Raw genomic sequence first — 21368 nt, 5'->3', positions numbered from 1 at the left:
CACTCGGGGAGAACTCCTCCGCCCGGACGGTGTCCCTCGACTTCGGCGCTCCGCGCCTCCGCTCGGGATCACGACGGCTTGACGCTCCCCAACCGGCCTGTACTATTGCGCCATGTCCAGACTTCTTGCGGGCGCCGTGAGCGGCGGCGTCTTCGGCGCCCTCGCGGCGGCGGCGATGCTGCCCATGCAGTTCCCCGACAAAACCGCCGCGCTCACCGGCGCCTTTCTCAACCGCATGACGATCGGGTTTCTCATCGGAGCGATGATCGGCGCGCCGCAGCTCGTGGCCGTTGGCGTTCCGCCGTGGGCGATCGGCGCGGCCGTCGGTTTTCTCGTGAGCGCGTCCGACGCCATCATCACGAAAGCCTACGCACCGCTCATCGTGATCGGCTCAGTCGGGGGCGCGGTGATCGGTTGGGTCGTTGGTCGGAGCGGCTAGCCCTGCATGATTGCGCCGGTCGGAATGCCGGCGATCGTGCCCGGGACGCCGGCGCAGCGCATGCCACCCCGTGATCGCCGTACACGCCAGTACCACCAGATAGACCGGCCGAATGAGCCCCGCCAGCGCCGGCGCAATCCGCGCGATCGCGAATAGCGCACCCTCGACGATGACGGTGATCACCGCGATGATGATGATGCGCCGCGTCCGCGCACGATCGACGGCGTCGCCCAATGGATTGGTCACAGCCACAAACCTACGCCGATGAATCCATCAGAAGAAGAAGCCGAAGCCACCGAGCGACGCAGCATTCTGCGAACGCTGCGTTTGGAGCGCGTGACGACCGGCGTGATCTCGGCCTCCGCGTCATTGATCGCGATTGCCGCGCTGGTCACCGCGATCTATCAGACAAAACTCGCGCGCGATCAAGCCCACGCCGCCGTGTGGCCCTACTTGATTCTCGGAAACTCCGGAGAACACGGCTACGCGCGCATCGTCCAGAACCTGGGCCTCGGTCCGGCGATCATTCGCTCGTTCGAAGTGCACGTGAATGGCCATCCCGTGCGCTCCTGGAAGGAAGCCGCCGATTCGATGCACATCACGCTCACGTGGCGCGACCACAAGCAAACCACATTCGCCCGCGGCCTCGTCGCTCCGGTCGGCGCCGAAATGGATCTGCTCTCCCTGCCGGATTCGGCCGACGTACGCGTGTGGCGCACCGCGCTGAATAACAATCGCCTCGAAACGTTCGTCTGCTACTGCTCGCTCTACGGCGAGTGCTGGAACGGTACCAACGCGCCGAGCGAGCCTCGGCCCGTGAAGGCGTGCGTCGAAAATCCAGCCCGCGCGTTCACGGAGTGAGACGGCTGTCGTTGCCGTACGCGGTCGCGGGCAACGGCTATGTGATCTACTCCAGCATAGAGGTCAACTTCTAGCCATCGTTGGCGCACTGACTTAGGCCGCAGAACCGGCTATTTTTCAGGTCTGTGACCAAACGCCAGGACGCCCTCGATTATCACGCGAACGGACGGCCGGGGAAGATCGCCGTCGTTCCAACGAAGCCGCTCACCAACCAGCGGGACCTCTCGCTCGCGTACTCCCCCGGAGTCGCCGAGCCGTGCCTCGAGATCAAGAAGGATCCCGATCTCGCGTATACGTACACCGCCAAGGGCAACCTCGTCGCGGTCGTCACCAACGGCACCGCCGTGCTCGGGCTCGGCAACATCGGCGCGGTGGCCGGCAAGCCGGTGATGGAAGGCAAAGGGAATCTCTTCAAGCAGTTCGCCGACCTCGACGTGTTCGATCTCGAGGTAGGCTCCGAGAATCCCGACGACGTGATAAAATTTTGTCAACTCCTCGAGCCCACGGTTGGCGGCATCAACCTCGAGGACATCAAGGCGCCCGACTGCTTCTACATCGAAGAGACGCTCAGGAAGACGATGAAGGTTCCCGTCTTCCATGACGATCAGCATGGCACCGCGATCATCTCCGGCGCGGCGCTGATCAACGCCGTCGAGATCGTCGGCAAGAAGATCGAGGACGTTCGCGTCGTGTTCTCCGGCGCCGGCGCCGCCGCCATCTCGACGGCGGAGCACTACATCCGCCTGGGCGTGCAGCGCGAGAACATCATCATGTGCGACCGGAAGGGCGTCATCTTCAAGGGTCGCAACGATGACATGGACCCGTACAAGGCGCGCTTTCAAAATGAAACGGACGCGCGCACGATCGAGGACGCGCTCGTCGGCGCCGACGTGTTCGTCGGCCTCTCGGTTGCCGGCGCCGTCACGGGCAAGATGATCAAGGCGATGGCCGAGCATCCGATCATCTTCGCGCTGGCGAATCCCGTTCCGGAAATTCTGCCGGAAGAAGTACGCGCGGTGCGGGACGACGCGATCATCGCGACGGGACGCAGCGACTATCCCAATCAGGTCAACAACGTCCTCGGCTTCCCGTTCATTTTCCGCGGCGCGTTGGATGTCCGCGCGACCGAAATCAATGAAGAGATGAAGATGGCGGCGACGCGTGCACTCGCGTTGCTCGCCAAGGAGAACGTGCCGAACTCGGTCGCGGCGCTGTACGGTCTTCAGGACGTGTGCTTCGGCGCCGAGTATCTCATTCCCTTCCCGTTCGATCCGCGCGTGCTGCTGTGGGTTGCGCCGGCGGTCGCGTGGGCGGCGGTCGCCTCGGGCGCGGCGAACGACTTCATCGATCTCGACGACTATCGTGAACGGCTCGAGGTGCGGCTGGGCGGTGCGCGCGGCGTCATGCGCGGGCTGATGAATCGCGCCGTCGGCAACCCGAAGCGCGTCGTCTTCCCCGAAGGCGAAGAGCCGAAAGTCATTCGTGCGGCGCGCATCTGCATCGAGGAAGGCATCGCGTTCCCCATTCTCCTTGGTGATCGCGAAACGATCGAGACCGAAGCGCACGCGATGAACGTTCCACTCGACGAGATCGCGATCGAGGATCCGTCGTCGTCGCCCAAGCGTGAGGCGTACGCGCAATTCATGTATTCGCGCCGGCAGCGCAAAGGCATGAGCCTCGACGAAGCGCGCCGCCGATTGTTCAACGGCAATTATTTCGGTTCATGCATGGTGGCGCGCGGCGATGCCGACGCACTCGTGTCGGGCGTCAACCTGCACTACCCCGAGACGATCCGTCCCGCGCTCGAAGTGATTGGCGCGCATCCGAAAGCGGGTCTCGTTAGCGGCATGTACATGCTGGTATTCGAGAAGCAGCTCGTGTTCTGCGCGGACACGACCGTGAACATCGATCCCACGGCCGAGCAAGTGGCGCAGATCGCGTTTTCGGCGTCGCGCATCGCGCGGACGATGGGGCTGGAACCGCGGATCGCGATGTTGTCTTTCTCCAATTTCGGGTCGGTTCGTCATCCCGAAGCCGAAAAGATGGCGCGCGCCGTTCAGTTGCTGCGGCAGCGCGATCCCTCGCTGACGGTCGACGGCGAGATGCAGGCGGACACCGCGTTCGATCCCGAGATCATTCAGCGGGATTACCCGTTCAGCGCGCTCAAGGAGCAGGCGAACGTGCTGATCTTCCCGAACCTGAGCGCGGGAAACATTGCGTACAAGTTGTTGCATCACCTGGGCGGCGCGACGGCCATCGGGCCGATTCTCGTCGGCATGAGCCGCCCGGTGCACGTGCTGGAGCGCGGTGCCGACGTGCAGGACATCGTCCACATGGCCGCGGTCGCGGTGGTGGACGCGCAGGAACGCACTTCTCCCATCGAATCAGCGGCCCGCCCGAATGGCAGCGGGCCCACACCGACGGTTTTCTCGAGGTTATAGGGGTTAGACATGGCCACTCAAACGACGCCGCAGGACGACGCCGGTTTGCAGGGAAAGATTGGCTTGGCCGCGCAGGGGCTCAAGCCGCGCGGCGAGGTGCACTGGAATCTCCAGGCACCGGTGTTGATCGAGCAGGCGGCCCGGCGCGGCGAGGGCCGGTTCGCCGACATGGGTCCGTTCTGCAGCGTGACCGCGCCGCACACCGGCCGGTCGCCCAATGACAAATTCCTCGTTAAAGATCCATCATCGGAGCAGGACGTCGACTGGGGCAAGGTGAACCAGCCGTTCAGCGAGCAGCAGTTCGAGACGCTGCTCGCCGACGTGCGCGCCTACCTCGACGGCCAGGGCGAGCTGTTCATTCAGGATCTCTATTGCGGCGCCGATCCCAAGTATCGCCTGTCGGTGCGCTACGTCTCGCCGAATGCCTGGCAGATGGCGTTCGTGCGCAACATGTTCATCCGCCCCGAGCCCACCGAGCTGCCGACGTTCGAGCCGAACTTCACGGTGCTGCACGCCCCGGAGTTCCAGGCCGATCCGGCGAAGCACGGAACCCGCTCCGGCACGTTCATCGTGCTCAATCTCGCCAAGCGCATGATCATGATCGGCGGGACGCGCTACGCCGGTGAGCTCAAGAAGGCGATGTTCACCGTGATGAACTATTACATGCCGAAGCAGGGCGTGCTCTCCATGCACTGCTCGGCGAACATCGGCAAGGAAGGCGACACCGCGCTCTTCTTCGGCCTCTCCGGCACCGGCAAGACGACGCTCTCCGCCAATCCCGAGCGCGCGCTCATCGGCGACGACGAGCATGGGTGGTCGCCCGACGGCGTGTTCAACTACGAGGGCGGCTGCTACGCGAAGGTGATCAACCTCTCGCCCGAGGGCGAGCCCGACATCTACAACACGACGCAGATGTTCGGCACGATTCTCGAGAACGTCGTGCTGGACGAGCTCACGCGCAAAGTGAAGTTCGAGGATCAGTCGATCACCGAGAATACCCGCGCGTCGTATCCGCTGCACTACATCCCGAACTTCGTGCCGTCAGGTCGCGGCGGACATCCGAAGAACATCGTATTCCTCACCGCCGACGCGTTCGGCGTGTTGCCGCCGATCGCCAAGCTCACCCGCGAACAGGCGATGTACTACTTCCTCTCGGGGTACACGGCGAAGGTGGCGGGCACCGAGCGTGGTGTCAAAGAACCGCAGGCCACCTTCTCATCGTGCTTCGGAGCCGTGTTTCTCGTGTGGCATCCGACGAAGTACGCCGACATGCTTGGCAAGTTGATCGACCAGCACGGCTCCGACGTGTGGCTCGTCAACACCGGCTGGACCGGCGGCGCATTCGGCATCGGCAAGCGCATGAAGCTGTCGCACACGCGCGCGATGGTCGCCGCCCTTCTCCGGGGCGATCTCAAGTCCGTGCCGCTCCACACCGATCCGTTGTTCGGCCTGCAAGTGCCGAAGACGATCCCGGATGTGCCGCTCGACGTGCTCGATCCGCGCGACACGTGGACGGACAAGAACGCGTACGACGAGCAGGCGAAGAAGCTCGCCGGCATGTTCAAGGAGAACTTCGCGAAGTATGAGAAGTTCGTGTCTGAGCCCGTGAGGAACGCGGGACCGCGGTAATCACCTCATTGTCATCCTGAGGAGCGAAGCGACGAAGGACCCCTTTCCGCCGAGGATTGGGGTCCTTCGTACGCTCAGGATGACAGCGGCGTTCAACTATTCCGCTGCTGCCGCATCGCCTCGCGTTCGGGCGTCTGAATCGGCTCCGCCGGCCCGGCACCCAACGCGCGAATCGATGAGCCGTCGTTCGCCGGCCGCTCCGCCAGAATCTTGGTCACGAAGCGCTGTCCCTCGGACACGCGCTCGATCTCGATCGCGACGGCGTCCACCGCTTGCTCTATCCGGTCGAGCCGCGGCGCGATCGACGGATCCGTCATCGGCGCCGCCGGCGGGCGGCCGCGCCACAGGCGCCGAGCCATCGCGATCGAAATCGGCATGAGCACGGCGAAGATGAACGCGAACATCAACCCCGCCGCGAGATCCGGGTCGAACCCGCGGCCGCGCGGCACCGGCGGCGGAACGAGCGTACCTGGACCGCCTTCACGCTGATCGATCTGCGCTTGCAGCCGCGCGATGTCGCCCTGCACCTTCGCGATCTGCACGCCAATGTCCGCCGCCTTCTGCTGCACACCGGCCCGCGCCGGATTGTCGAGGCGCATGGTGTTCAGCTGATTCTGAAGGCCGCGCCATTCCGCCTTGAGCGCCGCCAGCTGCACGTTCAGATCGCCGAGCTGTGCGCGAAGCGACGGCGTGTCGATCGTGCCGGCCTGGCCTGGCTTCGCTCGAGCTTGCGGGGTTGACGAAGCCGGCGCCGGCGGAGCGGACGGCGTTTGCGGCGCGGATGCCGATGGTGCGGCTGGCGACGACGATGTCTGCATGCGACTCCCTACGGCCAGGTGACGCGCGGGTTTCCGGTCCCGAGTATCATACGCCCCATGGCCGTGGAAATCATCCGGGACCCGCTCTGGAACAACATCCGGCTCGATCCGCTGGCGTCGGAGCTGATCGATACACCGGCCTTTCAACGCCTGCGCTACGTCCGCCAGCTGGGCCTGGCCTTCCTCGTCTATCCGGGCGCCACGCACTCGCGATTCGAGCACGCGCTCGGCACGTACCATCTGGCGCGGCGCACGCTCGGCCTCTTCGAGGAGCAGAGCGACTTCGACGCGGTTGGTCCCGAGCACTGTCAGCTCACGCGTATCGCGGCGCTGCTGCACGACATTGGCCACTACCCGTTCTCACATGCGCTCGAGGAGATCGGCGCGCTGCATCACGAGGAAGTCGCGCGTCCACTCATCGTCGACGGCGAGGTCGCCGAAATCCTGCGCCGCGAGCTGGGCCGCGACGCACCGGAGCGCATCATCGCGCTCATTCGCGGCGAGAGTGATGCGCCGCTTCAGGGACTGATCTCCGGCTCGATCGATCTCGACAAGCTCGACTATCTGCGCCGCGACGCCTTCATGTGCGGCGTGAGCTACGGCGAGATCGACGTCGATCGGCTGATCAACGCGCTCGCGGTCGTGCGCGATCCGGATACGAACGCGCCGCGCGTCGGCATGATCGAGAAGGGACTCTCCGCGCTCGAGAGCCTGCTCTTCGCGAAGTATCAGATGTATCGCAACGTGTACTGGCACCACGCGGTGCGCAGCGCGACGGCGATGTACAAGCGGCTCGTGGGCGACGCGCTCGATGCGGGAACGCTCGCCGCGCGGACGCTCGCCGGCTTTACGGACGAGGGCCTTCTGCACGACCTCGCGCAACGCGCGCCGAGTCCGATGTTGCGGGCGCTGCGCGAGCGAAAGCTCTACAAGCGCGCGTTCGAGTGTCCCGCCGCGGATCTCGCGCCGGGCGGCGGCGAATGGATCGCGGACGACCGTGCGCTCACCGTGGCCGTCGAGAATGCGATCGCGCGCGAGTGCGGATTACAGCCGGGTGACGTGCTGCTCGACTATCCGGTGAAGACGCAGATGCTGGGACTCGATCTGCTCGTGCAGCGGCCGTATGGCGAAGTGCGGCGGCTGACGGCGGAAGGATGGGAAGGTGCGGTCAACCTTCCCAAGCTATCGGACGAGTTCTATCGCTCGGCGCGGTGGTTGAGGGTGTTCACGACGCCGAGGGTGGCGGTGAAGCCAACGGCGGTTATCACGCTCGCGAACATGAATAGAGAGGAGGTTGCGGGACGGATCGCGGAAGGGAAAGCATTGCTCGGGTAGAGCGAACGGGCGCGAAACCGAACGGCGCCAGCCCATAAAGCGCCAGCTCATGAAGCGCCAACCCATGAAGCGCCAACCCATAAAGCGCCAACCCGAACTACGCAAATTCGAGCGACGCTGCGGCGTTCGAATTTGCGTAGCTCGGGCTGGCGATCTTCGGGCTGGCGCCGTTCGGGCTGGCGCCGTTCGGGCTGGCGCCGTTAGCCCTCGCTCTTACTTGTTTTTATATGCCGCATCCTGCCGGTAATAATCTCCGAGCAGATGCTCCGCGAAGTACTCGAACATGAGCCTATTGGTATAGGGCGTCATGTCGCCGTACGAATGCGGCTTCCCGGGCAGCATCATGAAGTCGAAGCGCTTGTCCGCCTTGATGAGCGCCTGCACCAGCCGAATCGTGTTCGCCGGATGCACGTTGTTGTCCATGTCGCCCGTCTCGAGGAGCAGGTTGCCCTTGAGATTGGCCGCGAGATCCACCGTCGTCGGCACGTGAATCTGGAACGTGTTCGTCGTGTCGTCGGCCGCGATCGAGCCGTCCATCAACGCCGCCACCGCCGACATCCCGGCGCCGTCGCGCACCGCGGGATTGCCGTTGCCGTCGTTCCGCGGACCACCCGCCGCGGCGCCCGACTGCACGATGTTCCGGCCGCCGCGCGGCGCGTTCTTGGCGATGATCTTCAGCCCGTGATACTGCTCGCTCCAGTTCTGATTATAAATATTGTTATCATGATTTCCTGATTCGCTCACGCCGACCTTGAAGAACTCGTTGTAGGGCGGCAGGAGCATGGCGGCCGCGGTGAGGAAGCCGCCGCCCGAGTGGCCGTAGATGCCGACGCGATTGAGATCGATGTAGCCGTGGCGCGCCGCCAGCTGCTCGATACCCGCCTTCTTGTCGGCCAGCGCGTAGTCGCGAAGGTTGTAATAGCCGAAGCCCTGATATTCCTGCGAGCGCTGCGGGCTGCCCCCGCGGTTGCCGATCTGAATCACGATGAAGCCCAGCTGCGCCAACTGCTGCGGCACGTTGCTCGCGCTGAACGGGTACGTCACGGACTCCGTTTGCGGGCCCGGGTACACGTTCGCGATGATCGGATATTTTTTCGTCGAATCAAAATCGACCGGCTTCCACATGTTGCCGTAGATGTCGGTGACGCCGTCCGCCGCCTTCGTGACGAACGTCTCGGGCATCCGGAAGCCAAGCTCCTTGATGCGCGAGATGTCCATCTCCTGCAGGTCCATCACCGGCTTGCCCGACGCGTCGCGCAGCACGGATTTCGGCACCAGGTCGATGCGCGAATAGCTGTCGACGAGCCACTTCTTGTTCGGCGAGAGCGCGGTCGTGTGCGTGCCGTTGCCCGCATCGACGAGCGTCAGCATGCTGCCGTCGAGATTCACGCGATACGTGTGCGTGTAATACGGATTCTCGCCCGCTTCGCGGCCCACGCCGGCGATGTACGCCACGCGCTTCACCGAATCGATGTCCACGATCCGCTCGGCGCGCCACGCCCCGCTCGTCACGGCGTTCTTGAGATGCCCGCCGTTGTCGTAGAGGTAGTAGTGTCCCCAGCCCGAGCGCTCCGACCACCACAGGAAGTCGCCGCCGGCGGTGATGTAGCGAACGTTCTGCCGCTCGCTCGAGTTGTCGGTGACGTCTTCCTTGAGAATTTGCGAAATCGCCTGCGTCGGCAGCGTGATGTCGAGCAGCTCGAAGTGCCGCTGCGTGCGGTCGCGGCGCACCAGCCGCAGATGATCCGAGCCCTTGCCGTTCCAGTGGATGTCGAACAGCCGCTGGTCCTTCCACTTCTTGATGTTGACGGGCGCGAGCTTCGTGTCGCCGCTCCGCCACACGAAGAGCTCTTCCTGACCGACGTTCTCCTCGCCGGGCATGGCGTAGGTGTACTCCATCAGCTCGGGGCGCGGGCTGTGAGTGTTGTTGACGAGGTAGAGCTCCTTCACGCCGCGCTGATCCATGCGCGTCACCGCGAACGACTTCGAGTCGGGCGCCCACACGACCTGGGCACGCACACGCGGGTCGCGATTCACGCCGCCGCGTCCGCCGCCGCCCTGCTGGTCGCCGATGTCGTCGATCAGATTCTGATTCTGGCCCTGCTGCGTCAGCTCCTGCTGCTGCCGCTCCTGCAGCGTATCGCGCGCGCCGAAGCTGTAGTACTTCGCGCCGTCGCGCGTGAGCTGCACGGTGTCCTTCGTCTTCGCGTTGACGATGAACAGGTTGTGATCGCGCGCGAACGCGAACATCGAGCTGTCGGGCGAATAGTTGTGGAAGTCGCCGCCGCGGCCGCCGCCGAACTGCCCGCCGCCGCCACCGCCGCCGGCGCCGCGTCCGCCACCCGCGCCGCCGCACGTGCTGAGCGAGTCGGCGCCCGTGCCCGGAACGGAATCGGCGGTCACCACTTGTTGGCCGCGCCCGCCACGTCCGCCGCGTCCCGCGCCACCCTGCGGCCCTGCCGGACCGAGGCGCTTGAGCGTTTCCGTCGCGACGGTCCATTCCCAGCGCGAGCTGTCCGCGACGAACGTGAACGTCTTCCGATCCTTCGCGAACGTCAGCGAGTTGAACGGAAGACTCTGTGGATCGTGCGCGTGATGGCTCTCTTCCGACAGCTGCGCCGCGAGCTTGCCGTGATCGAACAGCGGCTTCTTCGTCTTCGTCGTCGGCACGACGAGGAAGAACGTATTGCCGGTGTGATCCTTCCAGTCATAACAGAGCGAATCGCTCTGCCCGAGCCAGCGCGGATTCACCGCGGTCGTGTAGACGCGTGACCGCAGATTCTGCGGCGAGAATTTTTCGGCAAGCTGCCAATTGGCCTTGTTCGCGTGCTCCTGGGCGGCGAGTGGGGCGGCAAGTGGCAATGCCGCGAGCGCCAGGAGGGCGACGGATGCGGTGTAGCGCATAGGGTACGCCTGGAGGGAGGAGAGAGTGGGGACTCACCTTACTACGCCCACTAGAGATGCAGTGCTGTCACGGAGAGCGGAAGGGCCCGCCCGCGCCTGCCTACGCTTCGTCCGCCATCACCTGCACCACGATCGCCGTGATGTTGTCCAGTCCGCCGCGCCCGTTCGCTTCCTGAATCAGCGAATACACCTTCCGCTCGGGCTCCGCGCGCGACATCAGGAGCATCTGCAGCCGCCGGTCGTCCACCATGCCCGTGAGACCGTCGCTCGCGACGAGGTAAATGTCGCCCACCTTCACTTCGCCCTGATAGACGTCCGGCTCGACGTCCGGGCTCGCGCCGACGCAGCGCGTGATCACGTTGCTGTAGGGATGATACCGCGCCTGTTCCGGCGTCAGGAATCCCGCGTCGACCTGCTCCTGCACGTACGAGTGATCCTTCGTGAGCTGCGACAACGCGCCGTCGCGCAGGAGATACACGCGTGAGTCGCCGACCTGGCCGATGAGATACTTCGTCGGCGAGAGCATCAGCACCGACGCCGTGGTGCCCATCCCCTGCTTGTCGACTTCCGTGAGCGTGCGATCGTGAATGGTGCGATTGGCCTTCCGCAGCGCGTCGGTCAACTTCGCCGCCGCCGACTTGTCCTCGAGATCCCGCACCACACCCTGCAGCTCGCGCTCGACGGTCTGCACCGCCATCTCACTCGCGACTTCGCCGGCGGCGTGACCGCCCATCCCGTCGGCGACGATGAACAGCCCACGGTCGCGCGACGCGTTGACGGCGAAATTGTCTTCGTTTCCCGACCGGATCATCCCGACGTCGGTGCGAGCGGCGTGAAGCAGACGGACCATTTAGCGATTCAGCAGGAAGAAAGCGGCAGCCGCCCCGATGGCGAGTACGACGACACCCCAGATCCATCCCGGCAACCCCTTGCGTGGTTCCGGTGTTGCAACTGCCACCGTCTGCTGCGGCGCGGCCGGACGAGCCGCGGTCTCCCGCAGCACGGAACGGTCGACGCTCGCGATGGCGCGAGTCCCCTTGTTGGTATCGGCCCCAGAGTCCTTGGCCCGAAATACCGCCTTCACACCGCCAAATCTTATATCAGGTGCGCCATCCAACCGCCGCTCGGCCGCAATGCGCTGGCCGCCGACGTAGGTGCCGTTCGTCGAGCCAACGTCCACGAGATACCAGCCGTCGTCTCGCCGTTGCAGCTTGGCGTGGGTGTCCGAGACGCTGTCGTCCGCGATCACCACGTCGTTGTGCGCGCCGCGGCCGACATGCGCGAGCGGAACGCGAATCTCGTATTCCGTTCCCTTGGTCGGTCCTTCGTTCGTGATCTCGAGCACAGCGAGAACCGGCGCGGTGGATTTGGCCGGCGGTGCCTCCGGTACTGCCGACACCACTTCCGGCGTCGCGGCGGGCGGCGGTTCGGGGGCGGGTGCCGGTGCGGCTTTTGGAGCGGATGCCGGCACGTCGGCGTAGAAGCGGAATTCCTCGCTGCCCACGCGAATCACATCGGCGCGCGAGAGCACGAACGCCTGATCGACGCGGTTGCCGTTCACGAAGACGCCGTTCGCGCTGAAGTCGCGCACCTCGTAGCCCGTATCGACCGCCACGACTTCGGCGTGCTTGCGCGACACTTCGTTCTGCGCCACGACGACGCCCGATGCCGCATCACGGCCGATGATCAAACCGCCGGACGGGACCGCGTATTCCTTTCCGTCGACGAGCGACACGAGACGACCACCCGTTGCCGCCGTCGCGCGCGCGGGACCGCTGCGCTTCTGCGCCAACGCCGCGACGTCGTTCGCCGACACGTACTGCGTGGCACCGGCCTTGGTGTCGTCGGCGAAGAAGAGCTCGCGTCCTCCGATCTCGACTTTGTCGCCGTGAATGAGCGGCGTTGGATCGACGAGCGGCACGCCGTTCACGCGCACCGCCGCACTCGTCCCCGCGCGACGAATTACCGCCTGGCTGTCGATGGCAACGTCAACGATCGCCTGAACGCCGAGGTCCGGGTTTTCGTCAACCCGGACGTCGGCGTCCATGCCTGCGCCGACCCTGTTGGGACCCGGCCGCAGCGAATACTGCTGATCGTTGACCTTGATGACCGGCATGTGTGCGCTCAGCGCTACGGTCCGAGCAGGAGGAACGCGGCGCAGGCAACCATTCCGCGGCCGGCGTCGGGAACAGGAGGTACTCCGGCAGAAACTACCCCATCGGGCCTTGGACTGGCAAGCGTCATGAGCCCGCTGACGATGCGGATGATGCAGCGGATGATGCAGCGGATGATACATCGCGCAACGCGTCGCGCACCGCGCCGGCCTGCAAGCGATACAATCGGTCGTAGAGTCCGCGCTTCGCCATCAATTCACGATGCGTCCCACGCTCGCGCACGACACCGTGATGCAGCACGAGGATCTCGTCGGAATCGACAATTGTACTCAATCGGTGGGCGACCGCGATCGTCGTGCGCCCTTGCATCAGCGCCGCGAGTGCACTCTGAATTTCCGCCTCGATCTCGCTGTCGACGGCGCTCGTGGCCTCGTCGAGGACGAGCAGCGCGGGATCCGCCGCCACCGCGCGCGCGAACGACAACAGTTGGCGTTCGCCCACGCTGATCGACGCGCCGCGCTCGCCCAGCACCTGCGCGTAGCCATGCGGCAGCCGTCGAACGATGCGATCGGCGCCGACGCGCGACGCTGCTTCCGCGACCTGTTCGTCGGTCAGCGGATTAGAAAGTCTAATGTTGCTCAGCACGTCGCCGGCAAACAGAAAGATGTCCTGTTGGACGTAGCCAATGAGCGCGCGCAACCGCTCGAGCGGGATCTCTCGTGCGTCCACGCCGTCCACGAGAATGCGGCCGCGCTGCGGTTCATAGAAACGGAGCAAGAGGTTGATGATCGTCGTCTTGCCAGCGCCGGTGTGACCCACGAGCGCCAGCGACCGACCGGCCTCGACGTTAAAGCTCACACCCTTGAGGACCCACTCCGGCGACGCAAACTGGCCGTCATTGCGTGCGACATGGCCCGTATCGTATGCGAACCAGACGTTGTCGAATTGGACGCTGACGCCGGGCGTCGGGGCGTCGAGGCGCCGAGGCGTCGGGGCGTTCGTGACGGCAGGTCCGACGCCCCGACGCCCCGACGCCTCGACGCCAGGTGTATCGAGAAGTACGAAGACTCTCTCGCTCGCCGCCATCGCCTGCTGCAGCGTATTGAACTTGTCCGACAGATCCTGCAGCGGCTGGAAGAAGCGACGAACGAGTTGCAAGAACGCGGCGACGGTGCCCACGGTCAGCGAATGGATCTCGACACGGTGCGCGCCCGTGACGATCAGCAGCGCCAGCGCGATCGACGTCAGGATTTCGATCGCCGGGAAATACAACGCGTAATACGTGATCGACTCGAGGTTCGCGTCGAGATGGCCGCGATTCAATTCGTCGAAGCGCGCCGCTTCGTCGCGCTCGCGCCCGAACAGCTGCACGATGCGCATGCCCGTAATGCGCTCCTGCAAATACGCGTTGATGCGCGCGAGCTTCGCTCGAATGTCGCGATACGATTCGCGCACCTTCATCCGAAACACGTGCGACACCCAGTACACGAACGGGATGACGGCGAACGATGCGAGCGACAGCCGCCAATCGGTCACGAGCATCATCACGCTGATCGCGAGCAGCGTGAACAGGTCGCCGAGTCCGGCGACGACTCCCGAGGTGAAGAGCTCATTGAGCGATTCGACGTCGGACGTCACGCGCGTGACGAGACGGCCGACCGGATTCCGATCGAAGAACGGCACGGGCAGACGCTGGACGTGGGCGAAGATGTCGCGACGCAGATCGCGCATCACGCGCTGGCCCAGGAGGCTGGTGAGCATCGTCTCGCCGTACTGGCAGCAGAACGCCACGACGAGCGATGCCGCGAAGAACAGCGCGGCCTGGACGACGATGTGGACGTCGTGCGCGGGCAGCGCGACGTCAATGACGCGCTGCGTCATCAACGGGCCGACGAGCTGTGTGAGTCCGTCGATCATCAGGCACGCAAGCGCCGCCACGACGAGCCATCCGTATGGCCGCACGTAGGCGCCCAGCCGGCGCATGAGGCGCGAGTCGTACGCTTTGCCGACGACGTCTTCTTCGTGCATTGGTCCAAAGCTAACCGACGTGTTGGGCGGGCTTTCCGCCCGCGTCTGCCGCGTCTGGTATGTCCGTTGCTCTAGGTGGTGTCGACCCCCTTATCGGAGGATCAGCTATGGGTTTCATCGCGTGGATCGTGCTCGGCCTGATCGCGGGCGCGATCGCCAAGGCGATCATGCCGGGGAAGGATCCGGGTGGCATCATCGTGACGATTCTGATCGGGATCGTCGGCGCATTCCTCGGCGGCATCATCGGCAACGCAATCACCGGTGCCGGACTGAACGGTTTCTCGCTGTGGAGCATTCTGCTCGCGATCGTGGGATCGTTGGTGCTGTTGTGGATCTATCGTGCGGTCACTCGGACGCGCGGGACGACAACGATCTAGCGCTGGGCGATGGGCGTTGGGCGATGGGCGGGAGTTGCGGTGAATCCGCGGCTCCCGCTTCGTCGTTAGAGTTGGTGAGTCGGTGCTGACCACTCTCCGCTAAGTGACGCCCAGCGCCCATCGCTCATCGCCCAGCGCACATGCCTCTCTGGCTCTCTTGGATTCTTCTCGGCCTGATCGCCGGCTCGCTGGCCAAGTTCCTCATGCCGGGGCGCGATCCCGCGGGCTGCATCTTCACGATCTTCCTGGGGATCGTTGGCGCACTGCTCGGCGGGTGGATCGGGACGAAGCTGGGCTGGGGGACGGTCGATGCAGGAACGCTCGATCTCCGAGACATCGGGATCGCGACGTTTGGGGCGATCATACTGCTGGTGATTGGCAGGTTGGCGAGGCGACGGAAGTAGCACCCCTGTCATCCTCGCGAGCCGAAGGCGAGTCGAGGATCTGCTCTTCGGAACAGCGTTCACACAAGCAGATCCTCGATTCGCTCGCTCCACTCGCTCGCGAGGATGACCGTCGCTTCGCCCTTTCTTCGGTCCCCCGCATTCCGCTAAATTTCGACGAATGAAGGATTTCATCGTCGTCCGCGGCGCACGGCAGCACAACCTGAAAGGGTTCGACCTCCAGATTCCGCGCCGCGCGTTCACGGTGATCACCGGACCGTCGGGTTCCGGGAAATCCTCCCTCGCGTTCGACACCATCTATGCCGAGGGGCAGCGGCGTTACGTCGAATCGCTGTCGGCGTACGCGCGCCAGTTCCTGGAGCGCATGGAGAAGCCGGACGTCGACTCGATCGACGGCCTCTCTCCCGCCGTCGCCATCGAGCAGAAGAATCCAACGAAGACGTCCCGGTCGACCGTCGGCACCGCGACCGAGATCTACGACTACCTGCGCCTGCTGTGGGCGCGGGTGGGCCGCACGTTCTGCCCGCTCTGCGGCCGCGAGATGAAGCCGGATACGGTCCAATCGGTGACGGACACGATCCTCGCGCTGCCCGCGGGGACGCGCTTCTACGTCACGTATCCGCTCGCGCTGTCGCACGAGGTGACGCACGAAGTCGTCGTGGAGAACTTGCGCGCCCAGGGCTTCGTCCGCGTCGTCGTCGACGGCGCCGTGAAGCATCTCGATGATCTCATGAGCGAGAATATCGACGTCACGTTCGCGAAGCAGTTGCTGGTGGTCGTCGACCGTCTCGCGGTGAGCGACGAAGCCAGGAGCCGACTTCCGGAAGCCGTGGGTACCGCATTTCGCGAAGGCGACGGCGACTGCACGATCGTCTTCACCGAGCCGGTGTCGGTTCCCGCCCACACGCCCACACGCCCATACGCCCAGACGCCCGTTCTCAGATTCACCGAACGCTTCGAATGCCCCAACGACGGCACGCGCGCGCCGTCGCCGACGCCGCAGCTCTTCTCCTTCAACAGCCCCCGCGGCGCCTGCAAGCGCTGCAACGGCTTCGGCGCCACGCTCGAGTATGATGAAACGCTCATCGTGCCCTACCCCGCGCGTTCATTGCGCGAGGGCGCGATCGCGCCGTGGACCATGCCGCGCTACGAGAACAAGCGCCGCGCGCTCGCCGAGTATGCGAAGAAGGAAGGCATCTCGATGGACACGCCGTGGGAGAAGCTCTCCAAGGCGGCCCGCGAAAAGCTGCTCCGCGCCAAGGTCCGCGGCTACAAGGGCATCTTTCCCTTCCTCGTCGATCTCGAGGAGAAAAAGTACAAGCAGTATATTAGAGTTTTCTTACGGCAGTACCAGACCGCGCAGGAGTGCCCGGATTGCCACGGCACCAAGCTCCAGCCCGAATCGCTGCAGGTGCGCCTCGGCGGCCGGACCATCGCCGAGGTGAGCGAGCTGCCGGTGGACCAGCTGCTCGCGTGGCTCGACACGTTCGAGATGACGGAGTTCGAGCGCCAGGTGGCCGGCCACATTCTGAAGGAAGCGCGCGACCGCGTGCAGTTCCTGTGCGACGTCGGCCTCAATTACCTGACGATGAATCGCGCGACGCGCACGCTCTCCGGCGGCGAAGCGCAGCGCATCGGCCTCGCCAACTCGCTGGGCTCGCAACTCGTCGACACGCTCTACGTGCTCGACGAGCCGTCGATCGGCCTGCACTCGCGCGACATGGACCGGCTGCTGCGGCTGTTGCATCGTCTGCGTGATACGGGCAACACCGTGCTCGTGGTCGAGCACGACCCCGACGCCATTCGCGCCGCCGATCACATGGTGGAGCTCGGACCGGCGAGCGGCGACAAGGGCGGCCAGCTCGTGTTCAACGGTCCGATCTCACGGATCGCGGAGAGTCCGCTCACCGGCGCGTACATGACGGGTCGGCGCGAGATTCCCGTCCCCGCCGAGCGGCGGCGGCTGGGCCCAAGGTGGCTGACGCTGACGGGGGCCCGCGAGCACAACCTCAAGGGCGTGGACATCAAGATCCCCCTCGGCGCCATCACCGCAGTGACCGGAGTTTCCGGTTCTGGAAAGAGTACTCTCATACACGACGTGCTGGCACGGGCGCTCGAGACGCGCCTGCACGGCGAACATTCGGCCAAGCAGCACCTGGGCGAGGTCGTCGGCGCGTTCGATACGATCACCGGCGTCGAGGCGCTGGACGACGTCGTGGTCATCGACCAGAGTCCGATCGGCAAATCGCCGCGGTCGAATCCCGTGACGTACGTGAAGGCGTACGACGAGATCCGGCGTATCTTCGCCGACGCACCGCTGGCGCGCGAACGCGGCTACACGGCCGGCACGTTCAGCTTCAACGTCGCGGGCGGACGCTGCGAGACGTGCGAGGGGGCGGGCTATCTCGAGGTCGAGATGGTGTTCATGGCCGACGTGTTCGTGCCGTGCGACGATTGCGGCGGCAAGCGATTCAAGCCACAGGTGCTCGACGTGCGCGTGCACGGCAAGAACGTCTTCGAGGTGCTCGACCTCACCATCGACGAAGCGATCCGCTTCTTCCCGCGCGAAGAGAAGCTCGGCCAGGCGCTCTGGCAGCTGCAGCAAGTCGGCCTGGGCTACCTGCGACTGGGTCAGGCCGCGACGACGCTCTCGGGCGGCGAGGCACAGCGGCTCAAGGTGGCGCGCGAGCTGGTGTTCGGCGCGAAGAAGAGCGGCAAGAAAGTGTACATCATGGACGAACCGACGACCGGCCTGCACCTGGACGACATTCGAAAACTGTCACAGGTGTTCGACCGGCTGGTCGACGCGGGCCACACGCTCATTCTGATCGAGCACAACATGGACGTGATCAAGCTCGCGGACTGGGTGATCGATCTGGGTCCGGAGGCGGGCGATCGTGGTGGCGAGGTGGTGGCGTCGGGGCGGCCGGAGGAGATCGCGAAGGTGAAGCAGTCGTACACGGGCCAGTGGCTGCGCACGGTTCTGCCCGGCTTCACGGAGTATGAACAGACGCGGCCGAAGAAGGTGGCGGCCGAGCAGCGAGTGCCGGCGGCGGTGTAGGCGCAAGCTGTCATCCTTCGCTGCGCTCCGCTTCGCTCAGGATGACAGAGCATAAGTAACGATGCTCCTTGCGGTTGGACGCAGTTGACTTGGTCCTTCGCCTCGCTACTTTTCCTTGTCTGATCCCCGATAGCTCAGTTGGTAGAGCGCTCGACTGTTAATCGAGTGGTCGTAGGTTCGAGTCCTACTCGGGGAGTACAAAAGGGTCCGGCGAGTCAATCGCCGGGCCCTTTTCTTTTTCGCGAGGTGGTCCAACGGCCCCATGAGCGAAGCTAGACGGAAAGAACGACAATCCAACCCGTTCACCCTCGGAGCGGCTTAGGAGCGCACAAAATCATAAAGCAGCGTCAGGTCGTATCCATCCGCCGCGCGGAGCGCAGCGAGATAGGCCGATCGAGCGGCGGTGACTTTAAGGAGATCGCTATTTCCCCACGTAAATGGCGGACGCCCCATTCGTCGCAGCAGCAGGTCCGTCGCAAGTCTTGCGTGGCGACCGTTTCCGTTGGGCCACGGGTGAATTCGAACCAGCTCGTGGTGATAGCGCGCCGCGATACGATCCAAGTCTTCAGGCGACCGATTGGCAGACTCATACTGAGCCTTGAAGTTCGCCGCAAAGTCGTGCATCGCGTTCTGAACCGCGTGGGCAGGTAAAGGAGACGGGTTCTTCATCGTTTGTCGGAACGTCCCTGCCCAGTCCCAAACGGATCCGAACATGCGGCGGTGCAGGTCACGCAGGTCGTTCACGGAGAAGGGATCGAAATTTCGCTTTTTTGCGGCCCACTCCGTGGCAGCTTGAATGTTCACAGCCTCGAGCTGGTTCAAGTCCCCGCGTGTCTTGGCAGCGACTCGCAGCCCTTCTTGCTCATCTTCATCAAGCGGAGTGGCTCCCTCGACGACTTCGTCTGCAGGCTCAGTCAATCCGGCCTAATCCCAAAGCTCTGAGCGGCGCTCGGTCAGCCATTTCGCAGTATCCGCGTCGAGGCTTAACGCGTCTCCGACGGATTCGTCCTGCGCCTCGAGTCGCATCGTGTGGATGAGCCTGTCTCTCTCAGCCAGGGCCTTCGCACGAGCCCGATCATTGACGGCGTGTTCGAGCGGCTGCCTCGGTACCAGTGCGACAACGAGTTCGCAATTGAGAGCCTCGGCTGCGTTTCGCAGGGCGCGTAACGTCACTTTGCCGCTGCTTTCGCCGCGCTCGAGTGAGGCAACGCTCTGGCGCGTCACGTCGAGTCGGCGCGCGAGCTGCTCCTGGCTCATCCCTAGTGCGGTTCGAATTGCCTTGATCCACCCCCCAGGAGGGGCGGCAAGGGCTCTCAACGCCAAGCGACTCAGTTCGCTGAAATGCCGGTCGAGCTGTCGAAGCTGCAACGTTGCGAACTCAACCGGCGGCTGGCTTGGGCGACCGCGCTTTGGCTTCCGTGACATTGCTCGAGTACCCATATTGGGATGGCGGAGACCTGTTTTTCGTGTCCTTCTCAGCAGATTTTGAGCAAAGAAACACTTGCTTTACATAGAATTTAAGCAATTGACCATTTGCTTTAAGTACGAAAAAAGCATATAATATTTTGCTTTAAATCGCACAAAAGCAAGTTATTTTTTACTTTACTCGCCGAAAAATAACTGTTTTTTGCTTTAAGGGCGAACATATCCGTTCGCTGTCCCACCACCGCCCTCCCGCCGGGGAGTTTGCATTCCGCGCGACACTCCGCCGAGATGACCGTCGACAGCGTGTTCATCGTTCTCCTGTCCGTCGCGATGGTCGTCGCGATCGTCGCGCGACGCTTCGGCTTCCCCTACACCGTCTCGCTCGTCGTCGCCGGCATCGCGCTCGGCGCGCTGCACGTGGTGGAACCGCCGCATCTCACACGCGAGCTGCTGTTCACCATCTTCCTGCCGGGATTGCTGTTCGAGGCGTCCTACGCGCTGAACTGGATTGCCTTCCGCCGGCACCTCATCGGGATCCTGCTCCTCGCGGTCCCCGGCGTCATCGCCACGATCGCGATCACGGGCGCGCTCACCGAGGTCGCGCTCTCGACGCTCGGGTTGACGGTTGGATTCTCGATGACGCTGGCGTTCGTGTTCGGCGCGATCGTCGCCGCGACCGATCCCGTCGCGGTGACGGCGCTGTTCCGCCAGATGCGCGTCCCCGTCGAGCTGGCGGTGCTGATCGAAGGCGAGAGCCTCGTCAACGACGGCACGTCGATCGTCCTGCTCGCGCTCATTCTCGGTGTCGTCACTGGAGCCCCGGCCAGCGTCCCGCGGCTCGGGGCGAGCTTCATGCTCGTCGCGGGAGGCGGAGTGGTCGTCGGTGTCGCCATCGCCTGGATCATCACGCAGGCCATTCGCCGCATCGACGATCCCATGATCGAGATCACGCTGACGATGATCGCGGCCTACGGCTCCTTCGTCGTCGGCGAGCGCTTCCACGTCTCCGGCGTGATCGCCACGGTGGCCGCCGGCCTGCTTTGCGGCAGCTACACGCGCCCCGTGGCGATGTCGGAAACGACGCGCGTCGCGGTATCGTCGTTCTGGGAATACATCGCCTTCGCGCTGAACTCGGTGGTGTTCCTGTTGATCGGGTTCGCGGTGCCGCTTGGCGATCTCGCGAGATTCTGGAGAGAGATCGCGATCGCGTACGTGGCGATGACCGTGGCGCGGGCCGGCGTCGTTTATCTCGTCGATGCGCTGAGCCAGCGCACGACGCGAGCGTGGCCGAGGGGCTGGTCGCACATTTTGCTGTGGGGCGGACTGCGCGGTGCGCTGTCGATGGTGTTGGCGCTGTCGCTGCCGGCGAGCGTCCCGCGGCGCGACCTCATCGTGGCGATGAGCGTCGGCGTCGTGGTCCTCTCGTTGTTGCTGCAGGGAACGACGATGGGGGCGCTGCTTCGCGTCACCAGAGTTGCCGTTGCGCCCGCTACGCCGCCGTAACGCTGAACACGCCGTCGCGCTGGCACGTA

At 64.4% G+C, this 21368-nt stretch carries 17 protein-coding genes and 1 tRNA gene; 10 read left to right on the top strand and 8 right to left on the bottom strand.

Going from position 1 to position 21368, the window contains the following annotated elements; genetic code table 11:
* The first annotated feature begins 112 nt into the window (after positions 1–112).
* Positions 113–439 (top strand): hypothetical protein, encoded by a 327-nt coding sequence (locus VN706_04450; protein HXT14854.1) that lies wholly within the window; start codon positions 113–115, stop codon positions 437–439.
* On the opposite strand, the gene VN706_04445 is transcribed toward VN706_04450, so the two are convergent.
* Entirely contained in the window at positions 392–685 is a 294-nt protein-coding gene (locus tag VN706_04445; protein HXT14853.1) for a hypothetical protein, read from the bottom strand. The genes VN706_04450 and VN706_04445 overlap by 48 nt on opposite strands.
* 18 nt (positions 686–703) lie before the next feature.
* Between VN706_04445 and VN706_04440 the strand changes: the two genes are divergently transcribed.
* The 3 genes from VN706_04440 to pckA all read left to right on the top strand — a co-directional run bounded on the left by VN706_04440 (position 704) and on the right by pckA (position 5370).
* Entirely contained in the window at positions 704–1300 is a 597-nt protein-coding gene (locus tag VN706_04440; GenBank protein ID HXT14852.1) for a hypothetical protein, read from the top strand.
* A gap of 125 nt (positions 1301–1425) precedes the next feature.
* Positions 1426–3741 carry an NADP-dependent malic enzyme gene (locus VN706_04435; GenBank protein ID HXT14851.1) on the top strand — a complete coding sequence of 772 codons (2316 nt, stop codon included), beginning with the start codon at positions 1426–1428 and terminating at the stop codon, positions 3739–3741.
* A 9-nt stretch (positions 3742–3750) separates the two neighbouring features.
* Entirely contained in the window at positions 3751–5370 is a 1620-nt protein-coding gene (gene pckA, locus VN706_04430) for a phosphoenolpyruvate carboxykinase (ATP) (GenBank protein ID HXT14850.1), read from the top strand.
* Positions 5371–5462: 92 nt separating this feature from the next.
* On the opposite strand, the gene VN706_04425 is transcribed toward pckA, so the two are convergent.
* A complete protein-coding gene (locus tag VN706_04425; protein ID HXT14849.1) occupies positions 5463–6188 on the bottom strand; it encodes a hypothetical protein in 726 nt (241 codons plus the stop codon).
* Positions 6189–6245: 57 nt separating this feature from the next.
* Here VN706_04425 and VN706_04420 point away from each other — a divergent pair, with 57 nt between their 5' ends.
* Entirely contained in the window at positions 6246–7523 is a 1278-nt protein-coding gene (locus VN706_04420; protein ID HXT14848.1) for an HD domain-containing protein, read from the top strand.
* A 213-nt stretch (positions 7524–7736) separates the two neighbouring features.
* On the opposite strand, the gene VN706_04415 is transcribed toward VN706_04420, so the two are convergent.
* The 4 genes from VN706_04415 to VN706_04400 all read right to left on the bottom strand — a co-directional run bounded on the left by VN706_04415 (position 7737) and on the right by VN706_04400 (position 14569).
* The gene (locus tag VN706_04415; protein ID HXT14847.1) at positions 7737–10427 is read right to left on the bottom strand and encodes a DPP IV N-terminal domain-containing protein; all 2691 of its coding nucleotides are present in this window, start codon (positions 10425–10427) and stop codon (positions 7737–7739) included.
* A gap of 100 nt (positions 10428–10527) precedes the next feature.
* Positions 10528–11277: a Stp1/IreP family PP2C-type Ser/Thr phosphatase gene (locus VN706_04410; GenBank protein ID HXT14846.1), complete on the bottom strand. Its 750-nt coding sequence runs from the start codon at positions 11275–11277 to the stop codon at positions 10528–10530.
* Entirely contained in the window at positions 11278–12543 is a 1266-nt protein-coding gene (locus tag VN706_04405) for an FHA domain-containing protein (protein HXT14845.1), read from the bottom strand.
* Positions 12544–12667: 124 nt separating this feature from the next.
* Positions 12668–14569 carry an ABC transporter ATP-binding protein gene (locus VN706_04400; protein HXT14844.1) on the bottom strand — a complete coding sequence of 634 codons (1902 nt, stop codon included), beginning with the start codon at positions 14567–14569 and terminating at the stop codon, positions 12668–12670.
* 107 nt (positions 14570–14676) lie between these two features.
* Between VN706_04400 and VN706_04395 the strand changes: the two genes are divergently transcribed.
* The 4 genes from VN706_04395 to VN706_04380 all read left to right on the top strand — a co-directional run bounded on the left by VN706_04395 (position 14677) and on the right by VN706_04380 (position 18607).
* Positions 14677–14946 (top strand): GlsB/YeaQ/YmgE family stress response membrane protein, encoded by a 270-nt coding sequence (locus VN706_04395; protein HXT14843.1) that lies wholly within the window; start codon positions 14677–14679, stop codon positions 14944–14946.
* A 140-nt stretch (positions 14947–15086) separates the two neighbouring features.
* Positions 15087–15350 (top strand): GlsB/YeaQ/YmgE family stress response membrane protein, encoded by a 264-nt coding sequence (locus VN706_04390; protein ID HXT14842.1) that lies wholly within the window; start codon positions 15087–15089, stop codon positions 15348–15350.
* Positions 15351–15510: 160 nt separating this feature from the next.
* A complete protein-coding gene (uvrA, locus tag VN706_04385) occupies positions 15511–18411 on the top strand; it encodes an excinuclease ABC subunit UvrA (protein HXT14841.1) in 2901 nt (966 codons plus the stop codon).
* Between the two features lie 123 nt (positions 18412–18534).
* Positions 18535–18607: transfer RNA gene (locus tag VN706_04380), tRNA-Asn, on the top strand.
* Between the two features lie 122 nt (positions 18608–18729).
* On the opposite strand, the gene VN706_04375 is transcribed toward VN706_04380, so the two are convergent.
* Positions 18730–19329 carry a mobile mystery protein B gene (locus VN706_04375; protein ID HXT14840.1) on the bottom strand — a complete coding sequence of 200 codons (600 nt, stop codon included), beginning with the start codon at positions 19327–19329 and terminating at the stop codon, positions 18730–18732.
* 6 nt (positions 19330–19335) lie between these two features.
* Positions 19336–19836, bottom strand: a complete 501-nt coding sequence (locus tag VN706_04370; GenBank protein HXT14839.1) for a mobile mystery protein A — start codon at positions 19834–19836, stop codon at positions 19336–19338.
* Positions 19837–20124: 288 nt separating this feature from the next.
* Here VN706_04370 and VN706_04365 point away from each other — a divergent pair, with 288 nt between their 5' ends.
* On the top strand, positions 20125–21339 hold the full coding sequence (locus tag VN706_04365; protein HXT14838.1) for a cation:proton antiporter: 1215 nt from the start codon (positions 20125–20127) through the stop codon (positions 21337–21339).
* Positions 21340–21368 lie beyond the last annotated feature (29 nt).

This window comes from Gemmatimonadaceae bacterium, assembly GCA_035606695.1.
Classification (GTDB): domain Bacteria; phylum Gemmatimonadota; class Gemmatimonadetes; order Gemmatimonadales; family Gemmatimonadaceae; genus JAQBQB01.
Note: the sequence above shows the minus strand (reverse complement) of the source record. Positions and strands in the feature narration are given on the sequence as shown.